This window comes from Rhodobacter sp. TJ_12 (assembly GCF_020023995.1).
GTDB lineage: Bacteria > Pseudomonadota > Alphaproteobacteria > Rhodobacterales > Rhodobacteraceae > Rhodobacter.
The window spans coordinates 257488-275554 of record NZ_NRRD01000002.1 but is presented as its reverse complement, the minus strand read 5'-3'; the positions used below and the strand labels follow the sequence as shown (position 1 = coordinate 275554).

The following is an 18067-nucleotide window of genomic DNA, read 5'->3' as shown; positions in this document are numbered from 1 at the left end:
CATTGGCTCCTCATGCATGCCAGATGGCAAGGGCGAGGCCGCAAAGCCCCAACGCCTCGGGCCATTTCAGGTAAAAGACCACCGCCTGATCGATGCGCATCCGCCCAACCGCCGCCTTGAGCACCGCAACCGCCAGCACAAGGCCAAGGCATTTGAGCGCGAACAGAACGAGACCGGCGAGCCCCTCGGGCCCGGCGGGGAAAAAGAGCGCAACGCCAAGGCCCAGGACGACGACAGCCTTCATCGCCGAGGCCAGTTTCATCAGGCCAAGCGGCGGGCCGGAATATTCGACAAGCGGCCCTTCGAGGATTTCTGATTCCGCTTCGGGAATATCGAAAGGCACGATGCCGAGATTGGCGGGGATGAAGGTCAGATAGGTGACGAAGGCGGGCCACATCCAAGGGTCAAGCAAAAAGGCGCCATGCGCGCGCTGCCAAGCAACGATTTCGCTTAGGCTCAGCGCGATGGGCTGGCCCATCTCGGCGCCCGCATGCAGCGCGACAGCGGTGATGGCCAGCAAGATCGGCCCCTCATACGCCAGCATGATCGCCATTTCGCGCGAAAAGCCGATCGCGCCGAAGGGCGAGCCGGAAGAGGAGCCTGCAAGCATCAAGGCCACTGCGGGCACGGTGATAAGGTAAAAGAGCACGATCAGATCGCCCAGCCGTGGGTCAGGCGCATAAAGCCCCGGCACCGGGATGAGCGCCGCCGCCACCGCCATGCTTGCCACGGCGAGCAAAGGCGCGGCGAGGAATACAAGCGCATTGGCCGTATCTGGGATCAGCGTGCGTTTTTGCATCAGCTTGATCATGTCGAAGACTGGCTGGGCCAGCGGCGGGCCAATGCGGCGCTGCAACCGCGCGATGGCGCGCCGCTCCACGCCCTTCAGCGCCAGCCCCAGCGCGATCACGAACAGCCCTCCGGGGAAGATCAGCACCGCGAAAAGAAGGGAAAAAGTGTCAGTCATGATGCGTGCTTTCCTGAGCAGGCCGGGCATGCAGCGCGCGGCGTAAGAGCCGGTCGGGCGTTTCGTAAAGGGCGGCGGCGGGCACATGCAGCGCCGCATCGGGAATGGTGGTGACGCCGCAGGCGTGGATATGGCTTGGCGCGCGTCCGCCACGGGCAAGCTGCATCCAGCCCCAAGCGGCCAGCGTGGTGACCCCAAGGCACAGGCTGAGCGCCAGCGGGTGCCAGCCCAGCGGGCCGGGCAAACCGCCAAGCCAGCTTGCCGACACCGCCTCAAGCCCCAGCGCGGTCTGCACCTTGGCGATGGGCACAAGGATCAGACCCGGCAGGGCCCCAGTGATAAGGCTAGCGCCCAAGAGTGCCATCATCGGCAGGCGCATCACCAAAGGCGGCTCGGTCATTGCTGCGGCGGCGGGCGAAAGCTGGCCCATAAAGGCCGCATGGGCGAATTTCAGCACCGCCGCGAGCGTGAACAGGCTCGACATCAGCGCGGCAAGGCCCAAAAGGTAATGGCCGGACTGGAACGCGGCCTGATAGATCAGCCATTTCGACCCAAAGCCGCCCAAGGGCGGAATGCCCGCAACCGAAAGCCCGGCGATCAGGAACAGGGTGAAGGTGATGGGCATGCGCCGCCCCAGACCGCCCAGATCATTCAGGCTTTCGACATGGGCCTGCGCCAGAATGCAGCCCGCCACAAGGAACAGCACATCCTTGACCAGCATGTGATTGACCGCATGCAACAGCCCCCCCGCAACCCCAAGCGAGGTGCCGATGGAAAGCCCCAAAAGCACATAACCAAGCTGGCTGACGGTGGACCAGATCAGGATCCTTTTCACCCCGGTCTCGATCACCGCCATCGCGCCAGCATAAAGCAGCGTGATGGCCGCAATAAGGGCGGTCAGCGTCATCAGGTTTGGCATCCAGCTGGCCTCGGCCATGCGGGCGAAGGCGGCGGCGCCCCCAAGCGCGGCAAAAAGTTTCAAAACGCCATAGGGGCCAACCTTCAAAAGCACCGCCGAGATATAGCCAGAGACCGGGGTCGGCGCCGGAGCCGGGTGCATTTGCCAATCGATCCGCGCGGGCAGTTGCGCGGCCTTCATCAAAAGCCCCGCCAAGGTCAGCGCCGCAGCCGCAATCATCCAGCCGCTGGGGTGGGCGAACGCCGGTGCCAGAGCGGCAAAATCAAAGCTGCCTGCGCCCGAGGCGAGCATGGTAACGCCCAGGAACATCAAGCTGGCGCCCGCGAAGTTGAAAAGGAAGTATTTCGTTCCCTCGCGCAGGGCGCTGCGCGTTTCTTCGTGGATGATGACAAGATAAAGCGTCCAGCTCGACATGATCTCCCAAAAGGCGAAGAAGCTGAACAGGTTGTCAGAGGCGGTAACGCCCAACAGCCCGCCGATCATCATCACGAAAAACAGGAAGAACCGTGGTTGCGCATGGCCATGCGCCATGTAGCCGACCGAATACAGCAGATTCGCGGCGCCGACCGTGACGATCAGGATCGCGAACCAAAAGGACAGCAGGTCATAGCGCTCCGCCTGCAAAAGGATCGCGGCCAGCGCGAGCGCCATCACCGCCACGGCGGCGTGGCCCGCATAGCGCGGCGCGGCGCGGCCGACGGCATAGACGGCCAGCGCCCCGAGGCAGGCAATGGCGGCGGCAAGGCTCCAGCCCATCACCACAGGCGGCAGCACAAGCGGCGCAAGGCCAGAGGGGCCCGAAAGCGTGGCGACCACCGGGGTGACCAGTGCCAAAAGCCCCTGCGGCCAAAGACCGTTCATTGTGACAAGCGCGGCGAGCACAACCAGCACAAGGCGCATGGAAAGCGGCGCCTCGGTCACCGGTGGGCCTTCATAGGGGGCAAAGAACACGACCCGCAGGATGCGCGCATAATAGGCCGCCGCGATCACGCCGCCCGCCAAGATCACCGCCGCAATGCCGGGCTGGCCCGCATCGACCGCGGCTTGGATCATCACGAATTTGCCGACAAAGCCGCCAAAGGGCGGCACCCCCATGATGGCCAAGAGCCCAAGGCCCAGCGTGACAGCGGTGACCGGCATCACCCGACCGATGCCCGCCAGCGCGCTGAGGCTTTGTTCGCCCCGGCGCAGGATGAAGGCCCCCGCCGCCAAGAAAAGCAGCGTTTTCATCAGCGCATGGTTGCCCACATGCATCAGCGCGCCGGTCAGCGCCAGCGAGGTGCCAACGCCGATCACCATGGTGATCTCGCCCACTTGTGCCAGCGTCGAATAGGCCAAAAGACGCTTGAGATCGGTCTGCCGGAAGGCTTGAATTTCCCCGATCAAGAAGGTGATGCCCCCTAAGGCCACCAGCACTGCGCCGGGGCCGGTGAGGCCAAACACATGGCCATAGCCCGCCAGCGCCGTGGTGCCAAAGACCGCAAACAGGATCTTGATCAGACCCAAAAGCCCCGCTTTGGTCAAAATCCCCGACATCGGCGCCGAGATTGCAGAAGGTGCAACCGGGTGGGCATCGGGCAGCCAGGAATGCAGCGGGAAAAGCCCCGCCTTGGCGCCCAGCCCCACAAGAAAGGTGCAAAGCACCACCGCCGCCACACCGGGCGACAGCATCGGCACCCGCACGGCAATCTCCGCCAGATCGAACGTGCCAAGCTCGGCATGCAAAAGCAAAATGCCAAAATGCATCACATAGGCGCCACCGGTGCACAGGAAAAAATATTTTGCCCCGGCTTTCAGTGCCTTGTCGGTCTCTTCATGGATCACAAGGAGGTAAGAGGTCCAGGTCATCAGTTCCCAGAACACGTAGAAATTGCCCAGATGTTCTGCGGTCGCGACGCCGATCATCGAGCCGATCATCAAGAACAGGAAGAACCAGTAGCGCCCGATGGCATGGCTGTGGGCGATGTAGCGCACCGAATAAAGCGTCACAGCCAGACCAATACCGGCAAAGATCAGCGCGAAGAAATCGCCAAGGTCGCCGGGTTGGAGCCGGACCGCAACAAGGGCAAAGGTGGCCAGCGCCAAGATCACCGCCGCGATGTCGCGCAGCCCCGCCGCGCGCCGCCCGATCAGGTAGATCGCAAACCCGCCGATATAGGGCAGCAAGACCGCCGCGCTCCACGCCCCTTCAAATTCCGGGAGCGCATGCGGGCCAAGCCCCGCCAGATGGGTGGCGAAATGCAAGAAGGGTTCGGGAAAGAGGCTCAGCGCGATGGTCACCAACGCAAGCAAGAAGATCGGCAGATCGCGCAGGGCCTTGGGCCAGAACCGGATCGGTTCGTCCGCTGGCAGCGCACCAGGCGCGGCGGTGAAACACACCACCTGAATCGCACGGGTGAAATAAAGGATGGCAAGGATGCTTGCCACTGTCCCGCCCAGCGCCAGCGGCCAATCTCCGGCCTCAATCGCGCTGTAGAGAATGACGAATTTCGACAATGCCCCCTTAAAGGGCGACAGCCCCATTGCCGAGAACATGCCAAAACCGAACATCAGCGCGGCAAAGGGCGCGCGCGCGCGGCTGCCGCGCAAATCCTCAAGCCGGTCTGACCCCGCCGCCTGCACAAGTTGGCGCGCGGCCAATAGCACCAAAAGCCGCATCACCGCCTGAAACACCAGATGCAAGATCGCACCGGCGTCTCCTGCCGCCGTGCCAATGCCAAAGGCGAGCATCGCATAGCCGATTTCCGCCAAGGTCGAGGCCAGCAGCATCCGATAGAGATGGCGCATCTGCCAAAGGGCGACGATTTCGCCCGTCAAAAGGAGCGCCAGCCCAAGCCAGCCCAGAAGGGGTATCGAAATCATCATCGCGCCCGCCAAGTTCGAGAAAGGTATCTGTCGCGACGATCATGGGCGCATTGCCCCGCAAGTTCCGTCAGGGGCGTGACAGTTCGCCAAATCAGTGCAGGCGAAATCGAACGAGGCCCCTGCCCCGCGCCAATCGCCCGACAGCGCCCGCTTGTCAGGGGCGCGGTCTCGGCGCGGCCGGGGGAGAGGGCGGTTCATCGGGGCATCTAGGGCGGGCAGCCGCCCTTGCGCTTGCAGCCCACCCGATTGGTCGCGCGTGCACGCCCTTTTCGGCGCGATCTCAGCCCAGCGATCCACATGGCGCGACTTGGCGCACCGCAGCCCCGCGCGCCCCGTTGGCAGATGCGGGCAGATGCAGCGCTGCCAGACGGCGGATTTCCGCGGGATCGGGCGCGTGATCGGCCATCATGGCCATGCGATGCCACAAGGCTGTCGTCAGCACCCGTGCAGAGACATGGGCAAACGCCCACGCCTTTGCCCCCGGGTCCGGCGCAATCAGCAATTCGGAGCGCATCTCCCGCCATTGCGCCAGCGCTTGCGCAACATCGGGGGCATCTGGGGCCAAGTCGCGCACCAGTTCAGCGAAAGCCGTGGCCGCCGCGCCGCCTTTCCAGCGCAACAACCGCCCGGCCAAAGCGCCCGCATGCACGCCGTTCGCGCCTTCGTAGATCGAGGTAATCCGGGCATCGCGCCAGGTTTGCGACACCCGATATTCGGTCAAATAGCCATAGCCCCCAAGGATCTGGATCCCGAGATCCGCCGCCTCGATCCCGGCCTCGGTCGCGGTAATTTTGACAAGCGGGGTCAGGAATTCGAGCAATTCGGGCCGGGTGCCACGCGCCATTTCGACCAACGCCAATTGGCACATGGCCCGGCTAGACAGTTCAAGCGCCCTTTGCCGGTCCAACATGCGGCGCACATCGGCATGATCCACCAAGCGCGCGGGGCGCCCATCGGGGCAGCGGCCCTGCTGACGGTCCAACGCGTGCGCCAAGGCGATCCGATGCGCCCGCGCCGCATGGGCCACGCCTTGCAAGGCCACATCCAGCCGCGCGTGGTTCATCAGCGTGAACATGGCGGTAAGCCCTGCGCCCTCGTCCCCGATCAACTCCGCCGCTGTGTTGTCAAATACCATGTGACAGGTGGGGGAAGCATGCAGGCCAAGCTTTTCCTCAAGCCGGGCCACCGTGACCCCATTCGCCCCAAAGGCCCCGCCAGAGCGCGCAAGAAACAGCGACAATCCCTTTACCCCCGCCGCGACCGGGCCGGTGCGGGCCAAGAGCAGATGCAGGATGCTGTCAGACATATCCTGCCCGCCGCCCGAGATGAAAATCTTTTCCCCGGTGATCCGCCATTCCTCCCCCACCCGCTTCGCACGGGTGCGGATGGCCGAAAGGTCTGAGCCTGCGCCGGGCTCGGTCAGACACATCGTCGCCAGCGCTGCGCCCGAGGCAAGATCGGGCAAATGCTTGGCCTGTTGCGCCTTTGAGCCGAAGCGGAGCAACACGCGCGCGGCCCCCGGCACCAGACCCGTCACCATTTCCAGCGCATGACAGGCGCCGGCAAAAATCTCTGACACAGCGCCGCTAAGGGGCGCGGGCGCATCCTGCCCGCCCAGCGCCTCGGGCAAAGACAGCGCGTGCCAGCCTTGGTCCACGTAATTGGCATAGGCATGGCCAAACCCATCAGGCATGCGCACCTGTCCCGCTTCCAACTGGCAGCCCTGCGCATCGCCGGGCGCATCAAGCGGCGCGATTTCGCCTTGCGCAAAGGCGGCAAAATGATCGAGCACAGCTTGCGCAAGATCGCCATCCCAATCGGGCAATTGCGGTGCGCCCGCCACCTCGAACGCGAAAAGAATATCTTCCACCGGGGCTGCAAAAGCGGTCATGGCGCGGCCCCCAGTAGTTTGAGCGCATTATCTTTGAGAATGCGGGGCCGCACCTCATCGCGAAAGCCCGCCTTTTCAAAGGCATCCAGCCATTTTTCCGGCGCGATCATCGGCCAGTCAGAGCCAAACAGCATCCGATCTTTCAAAAGCGTGTTGGCATACCGCACAAGAATTTCAGGGAAATACTTGGGCGACCAACCCGAAAGATCGATCCAGACATTGGGCTTATGGGTGGCGACCGAGAGCGCCTCTTCCTGCCAAGGGAAAGAGGGATGCGCCAAGATGATTGGCATATCGGGAAAATCGACCGCCACATCGTCGATATACATCGGGTTGGAATATTTCAGCCGCATCCCGTTGCCGCCGCGCATCCCCGAACCAACGCCGGTCTGCCCGGTATGGAACAGCGCGGGCTTGCCGGTTTCGGCAATCGCTTCGTAAAGCGGATAGGCCATGCGATCATTGGGAAAGAAGCCCTGCATCGTAGGATGGAATTTGAAGCCCTGCACGCCGAATTCATCCACCAAACGCCGGGCCTCGCGCGCGCCAAGCTTGCCCTTATGCGGGTCAATCGAGGCAAAGGGGATCAGCACGTCAGAATGCTCTGCCGCGAGTTCGGCCACCTCTTCATTGCGATACCGCCGATAGCCCGTCTCGCGTTCGGCATCGACGGGAAAGATCACCGCGGCGATGTTTTGCGCGCGGTAATGCGCGGCGGTTTGCGGGATCGTGGGCGGATGGGTCCAAGGGGCACCAAAGTATTGCGCCATCGAAGATTGTAGATCGTCATAGCCGTCATCATCGTGGCAACCACAGGGCTCTTCGGCATGGGTATGAAAGTCGATCGCGCGGAGATTGGTAAAATCAAGCATGTCAGCCTCACACCCGGATCAGGCCGGGATCTTCGTTGTCATAAAGCCGCTCCAACAGATCGGCGCGGCGGGTGATGATCTTGCGCACATTGAGCGAGCCTTTGTCGGTCACTTCGCCATCCTTGAGCGAAGGCGGCTCGGCCAAAATCAGGGCGCGTGAAATGCGCTTGGCCGAGCCAGTCGCCTTCCGGGCCATGTCGCGCATCACGGCCTCGATCTCGATTTGCAACACCGGGTCGATCACCGCCCCTTCCGAGGTGTTGTCGCCATGAACATGATCAGGCTTGGGGAAGATAAAGAGCCCGATCTCACCCCGGTCATGGCCGCAAATCACGACATCCTGCACAAGGTCGCGCAGCTGTTCGAGTGCTTCCATCCGCAGCCGCCCTGCCTGCACCCACGTGCCCGTGGTCAGTTTGAAATCTTCAGACACGCGCCCATCGAAGACGAGCCCGCGTTCGGGGTGCTGCGGATCGACAAAGCGCACCGCATCGCCGGTGATAAAGAACCCCTCATCATCGAAAGCGGCGGCAGAGCGTTCGGCATCTTCGAAATAACCGGGCATGATATTGGGCCCCCGCACGCGGATTTCGCAGCGCAGATCGGGGTCGGGCAAGAGCTTCACCTCGACCCCCGGCAAGGGCACACCGATTAGGCCCGAGCGCGTGACCGGCTCATGCAGCATGACGCAAGCGGGTGCGGTTTCGGTCAAACCCCAACTTGAAATCATCAAGGGCACGCGGCCGCTAACGTCGCGCGCCATCTCTTCGAGCCGGGTCCAGACTTCTTGCCGCAACGACGCGCCGGCGTAAAAAATCAAATCGAGGTCTTGGAAAAACGCCTCACGCAGAGCTTTGTCTTGCTCCATCTCATGCACCAGCATGGAATAGCCAACCGGCACGTTGAACGCCATCGTGCCCATACTCTCACGGATATTGGCGAGCGTGGTCGGCAAACCCGCAGAGGTGGGTTTGCCATGATCGATGCAAAGCGTGCCGCCATTGGCGAGCATCATGTTGAGATTGTGCGAGCCGCCGAAAACATGGTTCCACGGCAGCCAATCCAAAATGCGCGGCGGGCGGGCCTTCAGGAACGGCAGGACCGAGGCAATTTGGGCCTGATTGGCGCACATCATCCGCTGCGTGGTCAAAACCCCTTTCGGATCGGAAGACGAGCCCGAGGTAAAAAGGATCTTGGCAACAGTATCCGGCCCAACCTTGGAATGGGCGATATCAAGCTCGATGTCAGGTTTCGCGGCAAGCAGATCGGCAAAGGGTGTGACGGCTCGCCCCGCGCCTTCGGTTTGGGCGGCGACGATCTCGACCCCGTCCAGATCGGGCAGCGCCAAGGCCCCGGCAAAGGTTTTTGCATTTTCCACAAAGGCCATCGCCGGGCGCACCTTGCGCAAGACATAGCGCAGCCGCGCATGCGCCTCGGGGATCAGGGAATATTGCTCGGCCACCGGCACGACCGGCACGCCCACATATTGCGCACCAAAGGCAATCAGCGCGTGGTCGATACCATTGCCGGACAGGATCACGACCGGGGTTTTCGCATCAAGCCCGCGCGCCAAAAGCGCCGCGCCAATCGCCCGGACATGCGCCAAGACCTGCGCATAGGTCAGTTCGCGCCATCCCGCGCCCGCGCGTTCCGACAAAAACACCCGGTCCGGCGTCACGGCGGCCCAGCGGTGCAACCAATCCCCGGTCGAGGCCACCGACGGGTCCAGCGGATGCGCGGAGCGTAAGATCATCGCGCCATCGTCGCGGTAATCGAGCCGGACACGATGCGGCAGATGGGCGTCAGAGAGCGTGCAGTTCTGAGTGACGATATTCATGTCGTTTCTCCGGGGTCTGCGAGGGGGGCGATCTCGATGCGGTTGAGCAGGTCTTTGAGCAAAATCCGCTCTTGCGGGCTCAGGCTGGCCAGAACGCGATTGTCATGATCTTCGACCATCTGGCGCGCGCGCGCCCAAAGCTTGCGGCCCTTCAAGGTCAGGCGCAAAGCGTAGGACCGGCGATCCCCTTCCACCTTGTTGCGGGTGATCAGATCGGCGGCTTCCAGATCATCGACGATCAGCACCACGCCCGAGCGCTCGATATGCAGCGCTTGGCCCAGCATGGTCTGGGTGATGTCCGGGTTATCGACAATCACCGCCAAGGCCGAAAAGGTGGCCGGGCGCAGGCCAAGCCCCTCCAGCACGGGGCGCAGCCCGGCATCTATGGTCAGGTAGGCGCGCTTCATATTGTAGCCCATGAACCTGCGCAGGTTCGCATCCTTCAGCACGGGGGCCGAGGCGGGGCTTGTTTTGATGCGTTTCATTCAGCGGTCCTTTCAGTTCAAAATTTGCACGAGCCAGTAGCTCAGCCCCGGAAAGGCCACCAAAAGGGCGATCCGGCTGAACTCTGACACGATGAAGGGGGTGGTGCCGCGAAAGATCTGGCCCAAAGAAATCTCACGCGACATCGCGCGAATGACGAAAAGGTTCATCCCGACGGGCGGCGTGATCATGCCCAATTCCACCACCACAAGCGTCAGAATGCCGAACCAGATCGCCTGCGCCTCGGGCGTCAGCCCGAAATCGAGCGACATCACCGTGGGAAAGAAGACCGGCACCGTGAGCAAGATCATCGACAGGCTGTCCATCACGCAGCCCATCAGCAGATAAAAGACGATCATCAGCAAAAGCACGGTCATCGCGCCAAGCCCCATCGCCCCCACCCAATCGGCCAGCGCCACGGGCAGGCGCGACAAGGTCAGCGCCACATTGAACAGATCGGCGCCAAAGACGATGGCGAAGATCATCGCGGAAGAAACGGCCGTGTCGATCAGACACTCTAGCAGCACCTTGGGGCCAAGCGCGCGCGTCAAAACCCCAGCGAGCGCAATCGCGACCACGCCGACCGAGGCCCCTTCGGCGGGGGTAAACAACCCGCCATAGATCCCGCCCAGCACACCGCCGAAAATTGCCACCACATACCACACGCCCGCCAAGGCCCGTAGCCGGGTCTTGAGCGAGGCGCGGGCGTGGCGCGGGCCTTCTTCGGGGAACAGCCGCACCCAGATCATGATCGCCAAGGTGAAGCCGATCACCGCCAATGTGCCCGGGATGGTCGCGGCCAGAAACAGTTTGACGATGTTTTGCTGGGTCAGCATCGCATAGATGATCAACACCACCGAGGGCGGGATCAGGATGCCAAGCGTGCCACCCGCCGCAAGCGAACCGGCCGCCAGCGCCCCAGAATAGCCGCTGCGGCTCATTTCCGGCAAAGCCACCCGCGCCATGGTCGAGGCCGTCGCCAGCGAAGAGCCCGAGATCGAGCCGAACATCGCACAGCCTGCGACCGAGGCCATGGCCAGCCCGCCGCGATAATGCCCGATCCATGCGTTGGAGGCGGTGAATATCCGCGCCGAAATGCCCGTGCGCGTGGCGATATTCCCCATCAGGATGAACAGCGGCACGATGGCGAGTTCATAGGACATGAACTTATCCGGCCAAGCCGAGGACAGATAACTCAACAGCGCGGGCGCGCTAGAAAGCGCCATATAGCCCGCCGCGCCAATCCCGCCCATGGCAAGCGCCACCGGCGCACGCAAAAAGACGGCTGTCAGCATGGCCGCGATCATCACCAGCGCGATCAGGGTCTGATCCATCACGCGCACTCCGTTTGCGGCTCGCGCCCACGCAGCAGGCAAAGCGCGCTGTCAAACGCCACAAGCGCCGACAGCCCGGTGCCAAAAATCGCGGGGCAGTAAACCCACCAGACCGGCACGCCCAAAAGCATGGTGCGATCGCCATAGGCGCGCATATCTTCCAGCCCAAGGCAGAGCCGCCAAGCCACAACCGCCCAAAACACCGCAAAAAGCAGCGTCCAAACGCCATCCAGCGGCAGGCGAGCGCGGCGGGGCAACCAGCCGGTGAAAAGATCCACCATCACATGCCCGCGCCGCAACTGGCACAAAGGCAAAAACAGGCTGGCGCAGGCCGCACTGGCGATCTCTGTCATCTCGAAATCGCCGCGCAAACCGCCAAACCCCAGATTGCGCATCACGACCGACGCGGAGACGCCCAGCGACACGGCAAAAATTGCCGCCCCGCCCAACCCCGCCGACAGGGTGCAAAGCTGCCAGAGTGAGCGCCGTAGCGGCGGCGCCTGCACGTCATACATGGTCTCTGCCTGGGTCATGATGTGGCCCCGTCCAAAAGCGCATTGGCGCGCGCCATGATCGCGGGGCCATCCAGCCCGGCTTGCTCAAGCTTGCGGGTCCAGTTTTCATGGATCGGCGCGGCCGCTTCGCGCCAGCGGGCAATCTCTTGTGCGGGGATCTCGTGAATGGCATTGCCCGACGCGAGCACGGCTTGCCGCCCAACCTCTTCGGAAGTGTCGAAATTGCTGCCCATCCGGTCCGACAACACCGGCCCCGAAGCGGCATCAATCACACCGCGCAGATCATCGGGCAGGCGCTCATAGACCCGCTCGTTCATCACCAGCGCGAAGGTGTTGGTATAAAGCCCCCGCGCCCCGGAAGCTGCCGCCGAATGTTCATGCGTAAGCTCATGTAGTTTGAGCGCGGGCACCGCCTCATAGGGCAGACAGCAGCCATCGATGACGCCGTTCGAAAGCCCCACGACCATTTCGGTCACCGGGAAGAACACCGGCTCCGCGCCAAGGCTTGCCAACAGATCGCCCGTCGTCTTGTTGGGGCTGCGCACCCGCAGGCCCTTCATATCCGCCGCCCCCATGATCGGAGTCTTCGACATGTGAAACTTGCCCGCAGCATGGGTATGGAAAGCCAGCGGCTTCACACCCCGATATTCGTTTTGACCGAATTCGCTCATCAGGCTTTGCATCGCCGCAGAGGTTTGTTTGGCACTCGTGGCCATGAAGGGCAAAGACAGCGTCTCGGCCACCAGATAGCGGTCGGGCGTATAAACGGTCAGCGTCCAAGCCATGTCGCAGGTGCCGCCCCGGACCTGATCGACCAATTGCGGCGGCTTGCCGCCAAGCTGCATCGAGGGGAAAATCTGCACCTCGATCCGCCCGTCCGAGGCCTCGGCCAGCTCTTTCGCCCAAGGTTCAAACACTTGGGTCTGGGTCGAGGTCATCGCGGGCATGAAATGGTGGAGCCGCAGCGTCACCTCTGCCGCCGTCGCGCGGCGGAGAAAGGCGGGCGTGGCCAAGGCCGCGCCAAACGTCGCGAGCATCCCGCGACGGGTCATTCTCGTGGTCATGTTGTCCTCCCTTCCATGACGCCCGGCCCTCCCAAGCCGAGCGGTCGGTCGCCGCGCCTCTCGCCGAGGCGCGGCCTACCTGAACTTCGGCGGCCTTTTTTCGAGAAAGGCGCGCAGCCCCTCTTCGGCATCAAGGCTTGTCTGCGAAACGGCGGCGCAAAGGCTTTCGGCAAAAAGACCATCTTGGCGCGGCATATCGTCGATCCGCGACAGCGCTTGGATCATCATGAAATTCGAAAGCTGGGCGTTTTCGGCAATGCGTTCGGCCAAGCGGCGCGCTTCGGCCAGAGCCTCTCCCTCGCCCACAAGATAATGCGCAAGACCAAGCCGCAGCCCCTCTTCGCCGGTATAGCTGCGCCCCGTCAGCATCATTTCGCACATCCGATCGGCGCCCAAAATCCGGCCCACCCGGACCGTCGCGCCCCCGCCGACAAAGATGCCCCGCCGTCCCTCGGGCAGTTGGAACCGGGTCGAGGGTTCTGCTACCCGCACATGGGTTGCGGTCGCCAGTTCAAGCCCGCCGCCGATCACGGCGCCAAACAGCGCCGAAACCACCGGCACACCGGAAAACTGCACCAGATCCATAACGCGATGCCAGTTGCGCGAATGGCGCATCGTGCCCTCGGCATCGCGCTGAACATGTTCCGAAAGATCCAGCCCGGAACAGAAATGCCCCTCGGTTCCGGTCAAGACGATCGCCCGCAAGCCCTTGGGCGGGGCCGCAAAAAACGCCTCGATTTCAGCCAAAAGCCCGTCGCACATCGCGTTGCGCTTGCCCGGGCGGTTCATCGTCAAAGTGGCGATTGGCCCCTCAAGGGCGATATCCAGAAGTGGGCGGGTCATCGGGCGGTTCATGGTCTGTCCTTCTTGTGGGTGTTCGGGCTCCGGCCGGAGATCGGCCGCAAGCGGCGCTTAGCGCGCGGCAAGGCGCACCGCGCCATCGAGCCGGATCACTTCGCCATTGAGAAACGGGTTTTCGACGATCTGCGTGACAAGGCGCGCAAATTCTTCTGGCGCGCCAAGGCGTTGTGGAAAGGGGATGGATTGCGAAATGGCCGCCCGCGCCTCATCCGGCAGGCCTGCGGTCATCGCGGTTTCAAACAGCCCCGGCGCGATGGACATGACGCGAATGCCAAGCCGGGCCAGTTCTCGTGCGGCGGGCAAGGTCAGCGACGCCACCCCCCCTTTGGACGCGGCATAGGCCGCCTGACCGATCTGGCCATCTTGCCACGCGACAGAGGCGGTTGTGATGATCACCCCGCGCGCGCCATCGGGCCCAACCGGCTCAAGCGGGGCCATCGCCTGCGCCGCATGGCTCATGACGATATAGGTGCCAAGCAAGTTGACCTTCAGCGTGCGCTCAAAAAGCTCAATCGGCAAAGCGCCGTCGCGCGGCAAAATCCGCGCCGCGGTGCCGATCCCGGCGCAATTCACAACGATCCGTGGTGCCGCCCCAAACGCTTTTGTCACCTCGGCAAAGGCTGCTGCGACGCTCGTCTGCGATGACACATCTGCCGTCAAACCAACGCCGCCAATCTCGGCGGCCACGACAGCAGCTTGGTCTGCGGATCGGTCCAAAACCGCGACCCGGCACCCAGAGGCGGCAAGCCGTTGTGCCGTTGCACGTCCAAGGCCGCTGCCGCCCCCCGTGACCAGTGCCGTTTCGAACCCTGCAAACATCGTCACCACCAAAACTGTTACTGCCAATAACAATACGCACACATTCATTTCTGTCAACGGCCTTTGAAAGCCGTGTTCCGCGTGGCTTTTCATCTGGCCTTTTGTGGATAAGAAAGACCATAACAACCCGACCCGAAAATCACTTAATATGCTGATTTAAATTGCTTCTTACTCTATTTAGAGTGCAGCTTTGCCGCCCAAGCCCCATGCGGTCAGCACCGGCCCTTTTCAGGGTCAGCGCCCAAAAAACACGGCGGTCATGATCAGCCCAATGGCGGTGACGCCGTGGCGCAAAAGATCGGTTCGCACGATGCGCCGGCTTAGGGTCGCGCCCAGATAGCCCCCCACGGTCGCGCTGATGGCCATGACAATTGCAGGTTTCCAGGCAATCAAACCAACGGCGATAAACGTCACGGTGGAGACCAGCGACACAACCGCCGACAAGACGTTCTTCAGCCCGTTCATACCATGCAGGTTAACGTACCCGATCACCCCGAAGGTTGCGAGCAACATGATCCCCAGACCGCCGTTGAAATAGCCGCCGTAAAGCGACATCGCCAAAATGGCCACCACGGACCCCACAACGCCAACCTGCCCCCCGCCACGGCTTTGGATGGCGCGCAGCAAATGTTGACCAAAGGCAAACAGCGCGGTGGCCAGCAACAACAGCCACGGAACGACCCACAGGAAAGTTTCACTGGAGGTCACGGTCAGCAAAAGCGCCCCGAAAACCGCACCAACCATGCCAAGGCCTGCAAGCGCCCAGAGCGGAAGGGCGCCTTCGCGCTGCATATCGTGACGAAAGCCCCAAGCGCTGCCGATATAGCCGGGCAGAGCCGCGAATGTGGCAGAGGCATTGGCGCTAACCGGGGGCACCCCCACATAGATCAGCGCTGGCAGGCTGAGGAAGGTGCCCCCCCCGGCCACCGCATTAAGCAGGCCTGCGGCAAAGCCCGCGCTGACAAGCAAAAGACTATCAAACAGCGTCATGGTCGGGGCGTCTTCGGCATCGGGCAGGCCTCCTTTGGCGATGACATGTCTTTTGCCTGCCATTAGATTGGTCTGCAAATTGGTCTGATCGGAGGGGCCGTTGCGCAAAAGCCTCAAAGCTGTCTTGCCGAAGGTCCGCGCGGCGCTTGATCAGCTTGCACCGGAGAACGGGGCGCGGTTGCCGCCCGAGCGCGCCTTGTGCGCCACCCTTGGATGTAGCCGCGAAACGCTGCGCGCCTGCTATGCCACGCTGGAAGCCGAGGGCGAAATCTGGCGCCACGTTGGTCAGGGCACCTTTCGGGGGCGGCGCCCGGCGCATCTGCCGATCCGGGAAACGCTTTTGATCGAAGGGGCGACGCCACCGGATCTGATGTCAGCCCGTCTGATGCTGGAACCGCAGGTCGCGGCGCAGGCGGCGTTGCGCGCCGAGGCCAGCGATATTGCCCATTTGCGGGCGAAAGTGGCCGCGGGGCGCACCGCGCAGGATCGGGCGGCCTGCGAACAGGCTGATGATGCGTTCCACCGCGCCGTGGCGGAAACCTCGCGCAATCCCGTTTTGATCGGTTTCTTGATTTACCTGTCAGGCGCGCGGCGCCGTGTGGCGTGGCAACGCGCATGGGACCAAACCTATCGGCGCATCGCCCCGGACGAGTTTCAGACGCTCCACAGCGATCAGCATGCCGCTATCGTGGCGGCGATTGAAGCCGCGAACCCGCTGGCGGCGGCAGAAGCGATGCGCACCCATCTGCAAACGATTGCAGCAGCCATGGGCTTGCCGCACCATGAGAAGACGGTTCAGACCCCCATTGATATTGATTGAGACGCTTGGCCGGTCTTCGGCGGGGCGCGCTTGGCCAAAGGCCAGTATCGGGGGCTGCGGGCAAGTCTGGCGCAGGGCCAATCCCCACGGCCCCTTTCAGCGCCGCCGCCTTATTTTCGACTCAATTGCCAAGCGGCTGCGTTGCTGTTAACGTCTTGTTTACCTCGGGATCCGGGGGATGGGTCGTGTTCAACTGCGGCAATTGCCGTAGGGAGTTTAACTATGAAGAAGTTTCTTTGTGCGGCCGGTGCCGCCGCTATTGTGGTTTTGAGTGTATTGCCGGCGTCGGCCAAAGCCAATTGTGCCCACTCAAATAGCTGGCAATGCAATGTCGGCGCGCCCTTGCCGGTTCTTGCCCCTGGGCTTTTGGTCGTCGGCGGCCTTGTGGCTTATGCTGTTCATAAAAACCGCAAACCCTAAGCTCTGACAAGGCGGGTAAGGTCACCCAAGATGCGGTCTGGATCGGACAGCTTTCCCGCTGACAGCCGTAACGCCTTTGAGCGCGTGTTCCGCGCGGCTTTTCAAAGCCTTCCGCGCGGAACCCTTTACAGCCTTTTGTTGCTATCGGCCTTCGTCAATGCCAACTTTTTCGAAGTCACCGAACATGTGGCGGAAAAAGGCTTGGTTTCGGCCCTGCTGTCTGGTGGGGCAATTAATCCGATCTTGTTGTTTGCGGCTTTGTGGGCCGCATGGCGCCTAGCGCGTATCGAAATCGCCCCCTTGTCGCCCCGCTGGGGCGATTGGGCGATCGTGGCGATCGTCATTGCCCTGATCTATGTGCCGATGACATGGTTTTCGTGGATCGCGGTGACGGTTGTCGGGGTCCGGGTGATGCGCTCGTCGAAACAACTGGGCGGCCTGATTGCCTATATGGCGGTGCCCGGTTTCTGGGGGCTTATTCCGGTCAAACTGATTGGCGCGCCGATATTGGTGGCAGACGCCTTTGTGGTGTCGCTTGCTGCGGGGTATCCGGTAAACGGCAATACGATCATCCCCACGGGTGCGGAAAACACCGTGACCATTTTGTGGGGCTGCTCTTCTGTGCATGGTATCTCTTACATGGTGCTGGCTTGGCTGGTGCTGGCATCGATCAATCGTGTCCGTCCGTTTGCGAATTGGCCGCTTCTTTTGGTTGGGCTGGCCGGGGTAGTGCTGATCAACTGGACGCGGCTTTTCTTCATGGTGCGCTACGAAGATCTTTTTGACTATCTGCACTCGGGGACCGGGTCGCAATATGTGGCGATGGCGACGCTGGTGTGGATGGTGACACTGCCCATTTTGGCTTCCAGCCGTCGCGTGGCCGCATGATTAAGGCAGGCGCTCTTATCCTTCTGGCGATGCTGTTTCCCCTATACTTCAAGTATAATATGGGAAGCTTGGAACAGCAGGCCAGCGATCAGTGGCGGGCTGCGCTGTATGCGCCCGAAATCACCGAGGCCTTCGCGGCGCAAGGGTTGACACTGGTCTATCCTGAACAAGCCGATTACGCAGATGCATCCGGGCCGTCTTGCAGCCTATGGATTGCGCCCGCTGATCCGCAGGGGCAATTCTTGGGCCTGTTCGAAACCCGTGCCGCCACTTCCGATCGGCTTGGCTACCTTTATCGGGGGCGTATCCACACGGATTTCCCCTATAGGCGTTTGCTGTTCGGCCATATCAGCTATCTTTTGCTGCATTCGGTCGGACTATCGCCCAGCTATCACCCTGCTGTCGCCGTGTTCGAAACCGGGCCGTGCCCTCAATTGGACCCGTTACGGCATCAGATCTAACCCCAAGGCGGAGTGGTAACCTACAAGGCGGTTGCGCAGACAGTCCGGGGCTGTTGCACCG

General features: G+C 62.4%; 16 protein-coding genes. 4 read left to right on the top strand and 12 right to left on the bottom strand.

All coding sequences use genetic code 11. The features are described from left to right. Positions 1 to 10: 10 nt before the first annotated feature. From CKO11_RS03510 to CKO11_RS03455, 12 genes are all read right to left on the bottom strand, one after another. Positions 11 to 967 (bottom strand): respiratory chain complex I subunit 1 family protein, encoded by a 957-nt coding sequence (locus CKO11_RS03510; RefSeq protein ID WP_223632947.1) that lies wholly within the window; start codon positions 965 to 967, stop codon positions 11 to 13. Then, positions 960 to 4748: a proton-conducting transporter membrane subunit gene (locus tag CKO11_RS03505; protein ID WP_223632943.1), complete on the bottom strand. Its 3789-nt coding sequence runs from the start codon at positions 4746 to 4748 to the stop codon at positions 960 to 962. Before CKO11_RS03505 ends, CKO11_RS03510 begins: the two co-directional genes overlap by 8 nt. A gap of 283 nt (positions 4749 to 5031) precedes the next feature. Continuing rightward, on the bottom strand, positions 5032 to 6642 hold the full coding sequence (locus tag CKO11_RS03500) for an acyl-CoA dehydrogenase family protein (RefSeq protein WP_223632940.1): 1611 nt from the start codon (positions 6640 to 6642) through the stop codon (positions 5032 to 5034). Next, positions 6639 to 7514 (bottom strand): amidohydrolase family protein, encoded by an 876-nt coding sequence (locus CKO11_RS03495; RefSeq protein WP_223632936.1) that lies wholly within the window; start codon positions 7512 to 7514, stop codon positions 6639 to 6641. The genes CKO11_RS03500 and CKO11_RS03495 overlap by 4 nt, the downstream gene beginning before the upstream one ends. 7 nt (positions 7515 to 7521) lie before the next feature. After that, entirely contained in the window at positions 7522 to 9351 is a 1830-nt protein-coding gene (locus CKO11_RS03490; RefSeq protein ID WP_223632933.1) for a feruloyl-CoA synthase, read from the bottom strand. Next, positions 9348 to 9836, bottom strand: coding sequence for a MarR family winged helix-turn-helix transcriptional regulator (locus CKO11_RS03485; protein WP_223632932.1), 489 nt, complete (start codon positions 9834 to 9836; stop codon positions 9348 to 9350). Before CKO11_RS03485 ends, CKO11_RS03490 begins: the two co-directional genes overlap by 4 nt. A gap of 12 nt (positions 9837 to 9848) precedes the next feature. Beyond that, positions 9849 to 11168, bottom strand: coding sequence for a TRAP transporter large permease (locus CKO11_RS03480; RefSeq protein ID WP_223632930.1), 1320 nt, complete (start codon positions 11166 to 11168; stop codon positions 9849 to 9851). Next, positions 11168 to 11701, bottom strand: a complete 534-nt coding sequence (locus CKO11_RS03475; protein WP_223632928.1) for a TRAP transporter small permease — start codon at positions 11699 to 11701, stop codon at positions 11168 to 11170. Before CKO11_RS03475 ends, CKO11_RS03480 begins: the two co-directional genes overlap by 1 nt. Then, the gene (locus CKO11_RS03470; protein WP_223632926.1) at positions 11698 to 12747 is read right to left on the bottom strand and encodes a TRAP transporter substrate-binding protein; all 1050 of its coding nucleotides are present in this window, start codon (positions 12745 to 12747) and stop codon (positions 11698 to 11700) included. The genes CKO11_RS03475 and CKO11_RS03470 overlap by 4 nt, the downstream gene beginning before the upstream one ends. A 75-nt stretch (positions 12748 to 12822) precedes the next feature. Next, on the bottom strand, positions 12823 to 13602 hold the full coding sequence (locus tag CKO11_RS03465; protein WP_223632924.1) for a crotonase/enoyl-CoA hydratase family protein: 780 nt from the start codon (positions 13600 to 13602) through the stop codon (positions 12823 to 12825). 57 nt (positions 13603 to 13659) lie between these two features. Continuing rightward, positions 13660 to 14427: an SDR family NAD(P)-dependent oxidoreductase gene (locus CKO11_RS03460; protein WP_223632921.1), complete on the bottom strand. Its 768-nt coding sequence runs from the start codon at positions 14425 to 14427 to the stop codon at positions 13660 to 13662. 234 nt (positions 14428 to 14661) lie between these two features. Next, positions 14662 to 15480, bottom strand: coding sequence for a sulfite exporter TauE/SafE family protein (locus tag CKO11_RS03455; RefSeq protein ID WP_317851792.1), 819 nt, complete (start codon positions 15478 to 15480; stop codon positions 14662 to 14664). A 37-nt stretch (positions 15481 to 15517) separates the two neighbouring features. Here CKO11_RS03455 and CKO11_RS03450 point away from each other — a divergent pair, with 37 nt between their 5' ends. The 4 genes from CKO11_RS03450 (at position 15518) to CKO11_RS03435 (ending at position 18006) form a co-directional block, all read left to right on the top strand. Then, positions 15518 to 16237, top strand: a complete 720-nt coding sequence (locus CKO11_RS03450; RefSeq protein WP_223632918.1) for a FadR/GntR family transcriptional regulator — start codon at positions 15518 to 15520, stop codon at positions 16235 to 16237. Positions 16238 to 16459: 222 nt separating this feature from the next. Continuing rightward, positions 16460 to 16657, top strand: a complete 198-nt coding sequence (locus CKO11_RS03445) for a hypothetical protein (RefSeq protein WP_223632915.1) — start codon at positions 16460 to 16462, stop codon at positions 16655 to 16657. Positions 16658 to 16687: 30 nt separating this feature from the next. After that, positions 16688 to 17545, top strand: a complete 858-nt coding sequence (locus tag CKO11_RS03440; RefSeq protein ID WP_223632913.1) for a hypothetical protein — start codon at positions 16688 to 16690, stop codon at positions 17543 to 17545. Next, a complete protein-coding gene (locus CKO11_RS03435; protein WP_223632911.1) occupies positions 17542 to 18006 on the top strand; it encodes a hypothetical protein in 465 nt (154 codons plus the stop codon). The genes CKO11_RS03440 and CKO11_RS03435 overlap by 4 nt, the downstream gene beginning before the upstream one ends. The last annotated feature ends 61 nt before the right edge of the window (positions 18007 to 18067 follow it).